The sequence below is a fragment of the Veillonella sp. R32 genome (assembly GCF_010093125.1).
Classification (GTDB): Bacteria; Bacillota; Negativicutes; order Veillonellales; family Veillonellaceae; genus Veillonella_A.
This window is the reverse complement of record NZ_NMZQ01000043.1, coordinates 1-12,792: the sequence shown is the minus strand read 5'-3', so window position 1 is coordinate 12,792 and position 12,792 is coordinate 1. Positions and strand designations below refer to the sequence as shown.

The window sequence follows — 12,792 nt, the reverse complement described above, 5'->3', positions numbered from 1 at the left end:
TAGCAACCAGAGCCTCGTCAACTCGGGGCTCTTTTTCTTTTACTACTAAATTTAAATCTTTGATATTAACCTCTAACGTTACGCTCATATAATCACCTCTATTCTTTTACATTCCTTTAAATTAAGTTTGTAAAGCTTCTTTCGTCTATTATAATAGACAATTAAGGTAAAAAAATATCTGAAACTTTACACTCTAAAGCAGATGCAATTTTAATCAAAGTGCTAGTTGTTGTAGTCGTTTCACTATCTGGTGCTTCTAAGGAGGCAATGGTTGCTCTTGAAACGCCAGCCTTTTCCGCCAACCTTTCTTGAGAAATTTTCATTTTTTCCCTAAACTCCTTTATTTTATACATTGGCATTCACCTCCTTTCATCGTCTATTATAACAGACAAAAATATTTTGTCAAATATTTTAGACGAATATATTTGAATTTTTGTAAAATATATTATACAATATACCTAACAGGAGGTGTAAAATGTATATCGGAGAATTTATTAAGAACTATAGAGAGTTACATAACCTATCCATGCAAGATTTTAGTAATCTAACGGGCTTAAGTAAAGCTTATATTGGTATGTTAGAAAAAATATATAATCCAAAAACTAATCAACCTATTAGCCCATCAATAGATAAGTTAAATCAAATAGCAATTGGTGTTGGTCTTACTTTAGATGACTTATTAAAACAACTCGACTCAGACCAACCTGTAACAGTAAATACCAAGAAAAATGATGAATATTATACATACCCAGAAGCTGCTGAATTCGCTGAAATGATACGTAATAAGCCTGGTGCTAGAGCACTTTTTAGTGCAAGTAAAGATTTAACAAAAGAACAAATGGAAGATACTGTAAATTATATTGAATTTTTAAAATCGAGAAATAAAGGATGATGTCAATTGACAATTAATGTAATTTCCTGTGATTTACCTCATATGAATGCATATGCAGAAACTACGGAAGACCCATTCCACTATAACGTCTATATAAAAAAGAACCTCTCTTCAGTAAAGGCAAAAGAAGAGTTAAAACACGAACTTTCTCATATTATTCATGATGACTTTTATTCTGATCTCCATGTTAATTTAATTGAAAAAATGGTAAGAACCTCTAGTGTTTCAGATAATGAGTTAGAAGGAATAGACTTCTATTTTCATGAAATATAAAAATTTTATTAGTAATATATTAACCCTAAATGGAGTATTAATTATGGTAAGTTTAAAAACCATGAACAAAAAAAATAAAATAGTTATAATTTTAATGTTATTATCAATCTTAGCATGTCTACTGTATCTCCCCTGGAAAGCTGAAAAACACGGAGCCTATGGAAATGTTCTAACTCGTCCTTTAGGTTATGCATTAATTGGCTATAAACCGCCTATTTATACCGAATCAGACTTTGATACGCCAAATTTAACATCATTTTCTAATATCAAAGAAAGACACGGAGCATTTTCCAAAGTCGCAGCTCGCCACGGCATATCGCCTGATACTGCTAACGATAATATAAAACTAAAACAAGAATTACAAAACAAAGGCATTGAAATCCACCCAAGTTGGGTTAAAAACTTTGAAAGGATAAACTATACCCAGGTTATGATTAACATAGGTATAAGCATTATCTTTTGGTCAATTGTTTTGTTATTGGTTAATTTGGTTTAAAAATATGGACTACAAAGAAGAAAAAGACCTTTGCGATATCGCAAAGGTCTACAGAGGGAGTAAAGACAACATATATTTTCTCCTCTTTAATATTCCTACGAGACGAGTAAGATACTCATAGATGTCTCTAAGCATTTATTGTACAAGAAGAGTATACCAAGAACGGAGGTAACATGTCAAAGGTTATTTACACAAAAAAAGGTACAGCTGTTTTAAAATTACCAACAACACTATCTTTTAAAAACAAAAATATAGTTGATTTCAATACCTACCTTTCTATTTTTGACTGGGACTTTAATGGAGCTAAATTAATTATAGATGGTACTAGTTGCACAAATGCCAATTATCAAGCCCTAGCACTACTTATTCAGTATATATGGTTCTTAAAATCTAAAGGCTGTTATGTTAAGGTATTTTTTAACAAAGATTCAGCTCTAGGTGGAATGTGGTACAGACTAGGTGGCGCAGGAACATATAACGTCCTCTATAATAGTAATGAAAATTTTCGTTTTATATACGATAAACCTATGTTTGCAATCAGAAACCAATCATCAGATATTCCAACAGCTCTCAATCAAATATTAGATTATACGACTCGAATTAGAATGGACTTAATTTCGGGGCACGAAAGCACGTTACGCTACATCATTTCGGAACTATTATACAACACTTTAGAGCATGGTTATAATCCAGACATCCCTTCCCTATTACAATTTAACTGGTACAAAAATAAAGGACAACTATCATTTATAATTGCAGATTTGGGTATAGGAATAAAAGCACATTTAGAAAAAACATATCCCACTTTCACATCTGATATGACTGCATTAGAGGCTTCTATAAAGCCTGAAATATCTGGAACATTCGGAGCTCCAAAACAACCATACGAAGGTCAAAATAATGCAGGTATGGGGCTATATCTATCATCTAATATAGGAAAAACCTTGGAAGCTGATATGTATATCGTTTCAGGCAAAGGCCTATTGCATATATCGCCTACAGACCTAACCTCTGATACCCTTAGAAAGCCTTGGCCAGGAACATTTGTATATATGACCATTGGTTTTGATAAGTTCAAAACCTTTGATATTAACGAAGAATTGGAGCGCCTACGCCAACGCGCAAAAGCAGAAGTCAAGGCCCGTTCTGATAAAACCGTATCACAAGAAGTTACTATCAATATGTATAACTACTTTGGCAGTAATTGTGAAGTAAAATATGAAGCTATAAAGCGTAGAGACAAGCAAATTTTACCTGCTCTTGCTGAAGGTAAAACAGTTATACTCGATTTCACTAATACGGAAACCGCAACGCATAGTTTTTTAGTAGCTCTATTGGCTACCCCTATTTGTAACACTGGCATTAAAGCTTATAAAATGATTAAAATTGTGGGTGCTAACTCAACTATACGTTCAACAATCGACTTTATATTCGATAGTTATACTGGAGACTAAATCTAAAAACCTAAAAAAATCCCCCACCTGCGCCAACAGATGAGGCACAATCATACAGCACTTAGAGCGCCATAATCTCGATAATTAAATTATAACACGCTCTAAGTCTATTAACCATACCTATTTTTAGACAGGAGCGTGATTTTTTATGCAGCTAAAATATAATAAAACCTTACGTAAAAAGGACAACGGTTGGCAAGTAATTATTAGCTATAAAACCTCCTCTGGTAAATGGCGTCAAAAGTCCAAACAAGGGTTTGCCGAAAAGTGGGTAGCTAAAAACTACGGTGACGATCTAATAGCGCAAATAAAAAACGAGCCAGCACTTAACACGGACTACAAAGGTATTACGTTAAAACAATTTACCGACATATACAAGGGTGATAATAAATCTAGGCTCACCTATAACTCACTACAAGCTGTAGATAGCGCGATAAAATTTATAGGCGATATAGCAGAGACCCCCTTACAAGAGATAACGGCATTACAAATATCTCAAAAATTTACATCCTCTAAATCAGCTACCACTACCCAAACATTATATCTATCAATGTTAAAAACAATCTTATCTTATGCTGTTAAACCATATAATATTATCGCTGTTAATCCGTTAATAGATATTAAAATCAATAAACAACGAACAAAAAAAGATTTAAGAGTATATACAGACCAAGAAATCGAACTCTTACTATGTAGCCTAAAACCAAAGTATCTAAGATACTATGTACAATGCGCTATAGGTGCTTATACTGGATTACGCTACGGAGAGGTTTTGGGATTATCATGGGCTGATATAGATTTAACTAGCAATACCTTAACTGTAAAACGGCAATTAGCCCAATACGACAAAAATAAATATAAATTACAGGATACAAAAACTGCTAACAGCATACGCACTATACCAATACCCCCTATTTTAAGTGCCATATTGAGCCTGTATGCCCCGTTAGCCCCTGTTAATGATATGCAACTCCTGTTTATGCAAAAATCGTCAAATACAGCGCCAATTAATAGGATAATACGACGATTTATAAAAAACAAGTCATTTCATGACCTAAGGCACACCTATGCAACCAAACTTATCGCTAATAAAGTCGATATAAAAACTGTAGCAGCCTTATTAGGCGATACGGTACAAACAGTTATTAAAAATTACATCCACTATACAGACGAGATGAGACAAAAGGCAGCTAATGACGTTGCTAATATTTTTGGTTAATTTTTTTGACGAATATTTGCCGTTAAAGCAAAATAATACAGTATTAAGCCATTTGTAGCCTTATAGCCTATAAACGCCCATTATAATACAAAAAATCAGTAATGAAAAGAATATATATAGCAAAATCACCAAAATCTACAAGAGATTTTGGTGATTTACCTTTGAATTAGTTACCATAATTCTGTTTAATAGTCTGCAATTTATAGAAACACCATAGCATACCGAACCAAACTGGCGTAAATAGAAGCGCAATTAAGGTTTCTTCATTAAAGGCCAAAGAAGCTAATACAAAGGCATAGAATGCCAAAATAATGTAATTCATAGCTGGATATAAAGGCATTTTAAATGGATTTACCTTAACTTGTTCTGGATGCAATTTACGATATTTCATATGGCATACCAAAATGATAGCCCAAATGAAAATAAAGCAGAACGTAGATACACTTGTAATAATAATAAATACGTTTTCAGGCATAATATACTGCATAATAACGGCCATAAAAATAACGAGCGCCGAGAATACTACAGCATTAACTGGCACTTGATTGGAACGTAGGCGGAACATACGACGTGGCGCATTCCCTTCACGAGCCAAGGTATATACCATACGGCTAGTACTGAAAAGACCACTATTACAAGCAGAGGCTGCCGAAGTTAATACGATAAAGTTTACGATGGCAGCCGCCGCAACGATACCAGCCGCTTTGAATACTTGAACAAAGGGACTCGCACTAGGATTTACAGCAGTCCAAGGATAGATGCTCATAATAATTGCCAACGCGCCTACATAGAAGATAATAATACGAATTGGAATATTATTAATAGCTTGAGGAATAACTTTCTTTGGATTTTCCGTTTCACCAGCAGTTAAACCAACCAATTCAATCCCAGTAAAAGCGAAAACAACCATTTGGAAGGATAACGCAAAGCCTTCCCAACCATTAGGGAACCAGCCTCCGTTAGTCCATAAATTAGCAAAACCTACAGCCCCCACATCCGTTTGATAGCCAATAAATACTAAATACAAACCACCAATAATAAGACCTAAAATGGCAATAACTTTAATTAAAGCAAACCAAAATTCTAACTCCCCGAAAATCTTAACAGCCATTAAATTGGAAGCAAATAAGATTAATAGAATGCATAAGCTGGGTATCCACGGTTCCACATTGGGAATCCAGTATTGCATATACACCCCAGCGGCTGTAACGTCAGCCATGGCTAACGATACCCAACAAAACCAATAAGTCCAGCCTGTAAGAAACGCGGCCCCTGGCCCTAAATACTCATGCACAAAATCTACAAAGGAATGATGCTCAGTATTTGATAGTAATAATTCCCCTAACGCACGCATCATGAAAAAGGAAATAAGCCCGGTAATGATGTACGCAAATAAAATAGATGGACCAGCCAAGTGAATAGATCGACCTGATCCTAAAAATAAACCCGTCCCGATGGCGCCCCCTATAGCCAATAACTGCACGTGACGATTTTTCAGCCCCCTAGCTAACTCCTTTTTCTCAGACATACAAATGTCCACCTCCTAAATACGAAAAAGTTTAAAAAAATAACCCACATTTTAAATGTGAGTATCTAACAAAAAGTTAGTGGTGGCGGCACACGGATTTGAACCGCGGACACACCGGGTATGAACCGATTGCTCTAGCCAACTGAGCTATGCCGCCATGTGTATATGGAGCTAGTGACCGGGATTGAACCGGTGACCTTATCCTTACCAAGGATACGCTCTGCCGACTGAGCTACACCAGCATACGTATAAAAGATGGTTGCGGGGACAGGACTTGAACCTGCGACCTTCGGGTTATGAGCCCGACGAGCTACCAACTGCTCCACCCCGCGATGAATGGTGGAGGGAGAAGGATTCGAACCTTCGAAGTCGAAGACGGCAGATTTACAGTCTGCTCCCTTTGGCCGCTCGGGAATCCCTCCACGAATAAAAATGGAGCTGGCGATAGGAATTGAACCCACAACCTGCTGATTACAAGTCAGCTGCTCTACCGATTGAGCTACGCCAGCGTACCACGACAAGGAATATTATACATATTCCAGAACATCTTGTCAATAGATTTTTTTCAGCTCAGTTTGACAATTTGTTCACGCTTACGTTCACCGTATAGCGCTTTATTATAATAGCATACGCCGTATATTTGCGCAAGTACTTTTTTCATAAAATTTCAAAATTTATCATAAACTTTCTAAAAAACAAAGAACAGCCACTTACAACAAAGTAAGTAGCTGTCATTTGTACTAAATCAATTGCCATTACATTCAGCAAAAACTTAATGTGATGCAACTTATTATTTTTTCAAGCTAGCTTCTAGCCTCTAGAACACGAAGAAATAGATCAACGCCACTACAGCTACAGCAAAACGATAATAAGCAAAGCCTGCCAAAGAGGATTTGTTCAAGAATTTCAAGAACCATACGATGGACAAGTAAGCAAACACGAACGCCGTTACGAAGCCAATAAAGAACATAATAAAGTCTGACCAATATAGCTGGTCGATGATTTTTAACAAATCATAAATACATGCAATCAACATGATTGGCACGGCCATAATAAAAGAGAAATCAGCAGCTGCTTTACGACTAACTCCTAAAATTAAGCCCCCTGCAATGGTCGAACCAGAACGGGAAAAACCAGGCCATAAGGACAAGACTTGGAATAAACCAATCAACAAACATTGATACATGCTCAAATTATCTACATTGTGGATTTTAATAGGGCGGTGATATTTTTCTGCTAGCAACATAAATAAACCACCGATAATTAAACCAATAATAACCGTGCCTGGTGAAAATAAGTTATTTTTAATAAAAGAATGACCTAAATAACCAATCCCCATGGCTGGCAGCATACCAAAGAAAATATGCGCTAAGGATAAGCCATTGGTGCGCACCCAGTTTTCACGGCGCAACATAGTCATAAACTTTTCACGGTAAAAAATAAATACCGATAAAATAGCACCTAACTGAATGAATACTTCAAATACGCTAGCTCGTTCCCCAGTAAACCCTAAAAAGTCGCCTACTAAAATCATATGCCCAGTACTAGAGACTGGTAAAAATTCGGTTGCCCCTTCTACAATACCAAGTATAAAGGCAATAATATTTTGATCCATTATTTCACCTCAACTACCAAATCGTTAGTCAATACATAGGCCCTAACCTAAGGCCTGGCTTATCACACGGATAGCTGTGCGATAACTCATTCATTATAGACTTTTTACTAGATTTTCACAATGCTAATTTGTATTTTACGGTCAATAATTTAAAAAAAGTTTACCTTTTCGCCGTTTTTATGCCTCTTTGCCTTCTTTAAAGGTGAAAATCGTAATTTCACGAGGACAGTTATAACGAACGGGAAACCAATGGCCCGTACCATTGTTCACATAGCCATATTTCCAAGAGTCACGATACATTCCTTTAAAGTACTGAGTTCCAACCGGTACTAATGGCGTATCCCCCACTACAATCTGCCCGCCATGGGTATGACCTGACAAAGTCACAGGAATGTCATGGGCAAAGGCATTTTCAATAAAATCAGGATGATGCGCCAGTAAAATAACAAAGGCTTCCGAAGGAACATTGGCTAAGGCCTCTTTTAGATACACTTCCCGCTGTTCACCAGTACGGTCAAAGGAATATTCAACCCCCGCTAAATACACCGGCCACGAACCGCCGCTTAAACGCAAGGACGAGTTGCGATGCATGCGCATAGAAATTTTACTAAATGCTTCTAATACGAGGGGCAAGTTTTTAAAATACTCGTGATTTCCTAAAATATAGTCAATGCCATCAGGGATTTTAGGAAATAATTCTTCTAAACGCCCACACAAGGGATTTAACCAATCTAATTCATCAATTAAATCGCCTGTAATTACCAAACGATCTGGCTTTTCAGCTAACACGGCTTCTGTAATCTTATCAAAATCATGCAAATCTATAAAGGGACCAATATGCACATCACTAATTTGTGCCAATTTATAACCTTTTAAATATTCCGGCAAACTACGAAATACTAAATCAATATGATTAACCTCAAGTTCTTTAGCTCCTTCATAGGCTCGCACTACACCACCGCCAGCAGTGACTGCGGGCACGGCCCATAAGGCATTCCGTAAAAATTGGCGCCGACTATGCTGTTCAGTCTCAGTCGTTGTATGGGCCTTCCAATTAACAGCCGCCACTACCAACGCTAAGGCTATCATAATAGCAAAGCAAACACCTAGGCCTAGTAGCAAGCCATAAGAACCGATGGCCCAACTTTTCCAGAAGCTATATAAGGCTGTATCAAAAATTTGTACCTGCGCCAGCTGATAATAAGTAGTGCCGCCAATAGCCACTACTTGAGCTGCCACTAACCCCCAAAACCATAACGCACGCTTAGCTACTTTTGTCACTCGCACAATTAAATACGAATTTACAAATACAATCAGTAGCACAATGAGCGTTGTCATAGCCAAAAACATAAAACGTGCGGACATTCTCTCACCTGCCTATCTAATACTCGCTAGTTTAATTACATCTTACCAATTCAATGACTACTTACAAAATACTGTCAATTTGCCATGTGGGCCTGCCCAGGGTAACTCTGCAAAATCCGCTGGTTTTACCCAGCGCCATTGCTCAGGATTATTTACTAGCTCTCTAGCCAGCGCCACGCTAACTGTATCAGTGGTAGTCTCCCACCGCCCCACATAGGCTTCCATATCCCAACAGCGATGTGAAGATACATGGCGCAAAGTCGTTATACAAGCCTCTTGCCACTTAATAACCGCCCCTTGTTCTTGCCAATGTGAAACTAATGGCGCCACACCGATTAACGGTAATTCCTTTTTATCTTGCACTAACGCATGGCGCGGAATTTCAACATTAGGGAACTCCCACATAGAATGGAGCAAACCCTTAGCGGGCCGGCGATGCAATAAATAGGCCCCTTCGTCATTTTGAATACATCCAGTAATCACGGAAATAATAGGTATCGCTTTTTTGACAATTCGCACTGGTAACTCAGCAGCTATACCTAAGGCATCAGCCTTGCACCACTGACGTAACGGGCATCCTTCACAACGTGGGGCCTTAGGAATGCATATGCGGGCGCCAAAGTCCATTAAAGCTTGGTTAAAATCGCCTGGCCGGTCATAAGGCATCGTAGCTTCCACTAAAGCAGCAATCGCTTTTTTTCCAGCTGTTCGCATTATATCCTCTTGTATAGCATACAATCTGGCATAGACGCGTAACACATTACCATCTATAGCCGCTTCTCGCTGGTTAAATGCAACAGATAAAATAGCCCCCGCTGTATAAGCACCAACGCCCTTTAGGCTTTCTACTTCTTTACGAGTGCGGGGTATTTCTCCACCATATTTTGTCATTACTTCTTGCACGCCTAACCGCAAGTTACGAGCTCTTGAATAATAACCTAAGCCCTGCCACGCTTTCACTACCGTATCTTCATCGGCCGTAGCTAACGCTTCTTTAGTAGGAAATTGCATCATCCAATTTTCGTAATAGGGCTTCATCGCTTCAATTCGAGTTTGCTGTGACATAATTTCAGAAACCCAAATACAATAGGGATCTTTCGTCTGTCGCCAAGGCAAATCACGCTTATTCAAATCATACCAATGTAATAACTCAGTCGTCCACTTAGACGCGTTCGCATCTATTTTTATCTCACTCACTAATTCGTTTCCTTTCGCAAACAAGTCATTATGTCCGCTACCGTTTCAAACTCTTCAATCTTAGCCACATACGTATTTTCAGCTAATTTCACTTCATCATTATCCTTACCAAAGATGAGCAAGGTATGGAGTAATTTGCCCTGCAATACCTCCGGAATCCACATATCGTCGCCTTTCCACATCATTTCAAAGGGAATATCTTCAAAAGCAAACCAATGGGGCTCCATTTCTTCACTTTCCATAGGTAACCCTTCGTAGTTCTTAATAATATATGTATAATTCAAGTGATTAAGTGCTTCTTCATAAGGAAATTGGAAATTCATAATTCCGACGGGAATTAAATCTTCTGGTTTCACCACAAGGGATACTTCTTCGAACACTTCCCGTACAGCACACTCACGAAAGGTTTCCTGATCCTGTTTCTTGCCACCAAAGCCGTTATATTTGCCAGCTCCAAAGCCACGCTTCTTCCGGCCTAATAAAATCTCATGTTTATCATTTATAATTAAGCACAAGGTTGTCGGTTTCATACAAACTCCTTATTCGGCGCTCCCCATCTATTTCAACGCCCGTATCTATTTCTATGACTATGTTTAACAATAATATTCCTATATAGAATTTTTTAAAATTATCTACACTAATTAATTATATCATACTGCCCAAAAGGTCCAACCTGTGATAGTATTAAATAAGAGAGGTGTACTTATGAACGAACCACTAACATTTAATATAGCTATGGGCCGGAGTAAACCTGAAAATATTCGCCACCGTGAAGTAGCCTGTCCCTTCTGTGCTGTCGATGAGTTAACTAATATTTTAGATACCGAAGGCGACATCATTTGGCTTATGAATAAATACCCTGTACTGGACCGCACTTGGCCTACCGTCATCATTGAAACGCATGATTGTTTTAGTGAATTTTCCCGGTATAGTCCTGAACAAGCGGAAAAGGTGCTCGAATTTTCTTTGCGCAAATGGCGTGAAACTATGGCCCGTAAGGATTTCAAATCCGTTTTATATTTTAAAAATTTTGGACCTATGTCTGGTGGCTCTATTCGCCATCCCCATAGCCAAATCATCGGACTATATGACTATGACTATCGCCAAGATATTAAAGAAGCGCATTTTGAAGGTCTTACTTTAAAAGAGGAGGACAACTTACTCATTACCTTGTCAGATAAGCCCATTATCGGCTTTTTCGAATTTAATATGAAATTTAACAAGGATACCTCCTTGGCCTTATTAAGTCGTCGTATTCAACAAGTATTGCGCTATATTTTGACTGACTTTTCAAAACATAGTGGCTCTTACAACTTATTTTTCTATGATTTACATACTAGTTCACAGTATGTTAAAATAGTACCTCGTTACATTACTTCCCCACTTTATGTGGGCTACACAATTAGTCAAATTAGCAATAAAGAGCGCATTGAACAAGTTAAGCAAGAGTTAAACCAAGACTTTTTCAAATAAGGGAATTTAAAAGGCTCGCTTCAAATGAAAAGCTTGCAATACGTAGCGTGAGTCAATAAACGCTAATACCCGTTTGTTAGTAACGAGTTTTAACCATATCCTATAATAGTTATGTTAAGGAGATACCATGAAAATTTTTGCCATTGGCGATCTTCATTTTTCAGGCGAACCGCCTACTAAGCCAATGGATGTATTTGGTGCCCATTGGCAGAATCACCGCCAGCGTATTATTTCAGCTTGGCGTGAACAAGTAAGCCCAGAAGATATCGTCTTTGTTGTGGGCGATATTTCCTGGGCTTTAAAATTAGCTGATGCCCTTCCTGATTTACAAACAATCGCTGACTTACCAGGGCAAATTTACTTAATTCGTGGCAATCACGATTACTGGTGGAGCAGTGCTAACAAGATGAATCAGGCCATGCAACATAGCCTAACCTTTTTGCAAGGTCATGGCACCGCCATTAACAACATTGCCTTCGGCGGTACGCGTGGCTATTTGTGTCCCCGCGACACAGCCTTTGACGAAGCAAAGGATACCTCTATTTATGCGCGTGAACTACTGCGCACGGAAGCAGCTTTGCAGGAAATGGAAGCGGCGTTGCCAAAAACGGCAATAGCCTTACCAACCTCAACCTCACCAGCCTTACCAGCAATAGAATCCCTACCCAGCTCGTCAATAACAAAGCCTACACGGATTTTATTATTGCACTATCCACCCTTCAATGATAAAAATGAAGCCAGTGGTTTCACCGATTTATTAGCCAAATACGAAGTGGATCATTGTATTTTTGGTCATTTACATGATAAATCTTCGTTCGAACGTATTCCAGATCACGTTGGGGCTACGCAATTACACTTAGTATCGGCTGATTTTATGAATTTTAAATTGAAACAAATTATCTAATCTTACAAGGAGCAACCAAGTATGAGTCGAATCCATAAAGAACATTTGCAAGCAGGCTATATCTTTGGCGATACTGCTAATGAAGAATATGTCTACCTGCCAGCCGGCGAAGTCGGTGTGGACCATCCTATGTGTGTCCTAGAACGGCAAGGTAGCTATGAAGACGTAGATTTAGACGAAGCGGCCCATCTTATCGACCGCTTGACCTTAAAGCCTTGTAGCCATCCCAAATTAGGCAAACGGTCTTTTTAAAAACAACAGAAACCAACAAAAAATAAACACAAAGTGTTTACAATAAAGGGTTATAGGACAAAACGTGTTGGTTTTTAATCCCAATAAGTAGGAAATTCTGTGCTCCGATGAAGTTCATTCCATG

At 38.1% G+C, this 12,792-nt stretch carries 14 protein-coding genes and 5 tRNA genes; 8 read left to right on the top strand and 11 right to left on the bottom strand.

All coding sequences use genetic code 11. The features are described from left to right. Positions 1-161: 161 nt before the first annotated feature. Positions 162-353, bottom strand: a complete 192-nt coding sequence (locus tag VER_RS08560) for a helix-turn-helix transcriptional regulator (protein WP_162100413.1) — start codon at positions 351-353, stop codon at positions 162-164. A gap of 122 nt (positions 354-475) precedes the next feature. On the opposite strand from VER_RS08560, the gene VER_RS08555 reads away from it, so the two are divergent. The 5 genes from VER_RS08555 (at position 476) to VER_RS08535 (ending at position 4,334) form a co-directional block, all read left to right on the top strand. Next, positions 476-892, top strand: coding sequence for a helix-turn-helix domain-containing protein (locus tag VER_RS08555; protein WP_162100412.1), 417 nt, complete (start codon positions 476-478; stop codon positions 890-892). A gap of 6 nt (positions 893-898) precedes the next feature. Then, positions 899-1,165, top strand: coding sequence for an ImmA/IrrE family metallo-endopeptidase (locus VER_RS08550; RefSeq protein WP_238390195.1), 267 nt, complete (start codon positions 899-901; stop codon positions 1,163-1,165). Between the two features lie 43 nt (positions 1,166-1,208). Next, positions 1,209-1,661, top strand: coding sequence for a hypothetical protein (locus VER_RS08545; protein ID WP_162100411.1), 453 nt, complete (start codon positions 1,209-1,211; stop codon positions 1,659-1,661). 173 nt (positions 1,662-1,834) lie between these two features. Further along, entirely contained in the window at positions 1,835-3,115 is a 1,281-nt protein-coding gene (locus VER_RS08540; protein ID WP_162100410.1) for an STAS-like domain-containing protein, read from the top strand. Positions 3,116-3,263: 148 nt separating this feature from the next. Further along, a complete protein-coding gene (locus VER_RS08535; protein WP_162100409.1) occupies positions 3,264-4,334 on the top strand; it encodes a site-specific integrase in 1,071 nt (356 codons plus the stop codon). 166 nt (positions 4,335-4,500) lie between these two features. On the opposite strand, the gene VER_RS08530 is transcribed toward VER_RS08535, so the two are convergent. The 10 genes from VER_RS08530 to VER_RS08485 form a co-directional block, all read right to left on the bottom strand. Continuing rightward, entirely contained in the window at positions 4,501-5,862 is a 1,362-nt protein-coding gene (locus VER_RS08530; protein ID WP_162100408.1) for an amino acid permease, read from the bottom strand. Positions 5,863-5,942: 80 nt separating this feature from the next. Next, a tRNA-Met gene (locus VER_RS08525) sits at positions 5,943-6,019 on the bottom strand. Positions 6,020-6,028: 9 nt separating this feature from the next. Next, positions 6,029-6,104, bottom strand: a tRNA-Thr gene (locus VER_RS08520). A 14-nt stretch (positions 6,105-6,118) separates the two neighbouring features. Continuing rightward, positions 6,119-6,194: transfer RNA gene (locus tag VER_RS08515), tRNA-Met, on the bottom strand. A 5-nt stretch (positions 6,195-6,199) separates the two neighbouring features. Next, a tRNA-Tyr gene (locus VER_RS08510) sits at positions 6,200-6,284 on the bottom strand. 11 nt (positions 6,285-6,295) lie between these two features. Further along, positions 6,296-6,371: transfer RNA gene (locus VER_RS08505), tRNA-Thr, on the bottom strand. Positions 6,372-6,679: 308 nt separating this feature from the next. Next, positions 6,680-7,477, bottom strand: a complete 798-nt coding sequence (locus VER_RS08500; protein ID WP_162100407.1) for an undecaprenyl-diphosphate phosphatase — start codon at positions 7,475-7,477, stop codon at positions 6,680-6,682. A gap of 177 nt (positions 7,478-7,654) precedes the next feature. After that, positions 7,655-8,842 carry a metallophosphoesterase gene (locus VER_RS08495; RefSeq protein ID WP_162100406.1) on the bottom strand — a complete coding sequence of 396 codons (1,188 nt, stop codon included), beginning with the start codon at positions 8,840-8,842 and terminating at the stop codon, positions 7,655-7,657. A gap of 57 nt (positions 8,843-8,899) precedes the next feature. Further along, the gene (mutY, locus tag VER_RS08490; protein WP_238390194.1) at positions 8,900-10,039 is read right to left on the bottom strand and encodes an A/G-specific adenine glycosylase; all 1,140 of its coding nucleotides are present in this window, start codon (positions 10,037-10,039) and stop codon (positions 8,900-8,902) included. After that, positions 10,039-10,569, bottom strand: coding sequence for an 8-oxo-dGTP diphosphatase (locus VER_RS08485; RefSeq protein WP_162100405.1), 531 nt, complete (start codon positions 10,567-10,569; stop codon positions 10,039-10,041). Before VER_RS08485 ends, mutY begins: the two co-directional genes overlap by 1 nt. A 175-nt stretch (positions 10,570-10,744) precedes the next feature. On the opposite strand from VER_RS08485, the gene VER_RS08480 reads away from it, so the two are divergent. From VER_RS08480 to VER_RS08470, 3 genes are all read left to right on the top strand, one after another. Continuing rightward, complete coding sequence (locus tag VER_RS08480) at positions 10,745-11,512, top strand: DUF4931 domain-containing protein (RefSeq protein ID WP_162100404.1); 768 nt, start codon at positions 10,745-10,747, stop codon at positions 11,510-11,512. Between the two features lie 127 nt (positions 11,513-11,639). Further along, positions 11,640-12,416, top strand: a complete 777-nt coding sequence (locus VER_RS08475; protein ID WP_162100403.1) for a metallophosphoesterase — start codon at positions 11,640-11,642, stop codon at positions 12,414-12,416. 21 nt (positions 12,417-12,437) lie between these two features. Continuing rightward, a complete protein-coding gene (locus VER_RS08470; RefSeq protein ID WP_162100402.1) occupies positions 12,438-12,668 on the top strand; it encodes a hypothetical protein in 231 nt (76 codons plus the stop codon). The last annotated feature ends 124 nt before the right edge of the window (positions 12,669-12,792 follow it).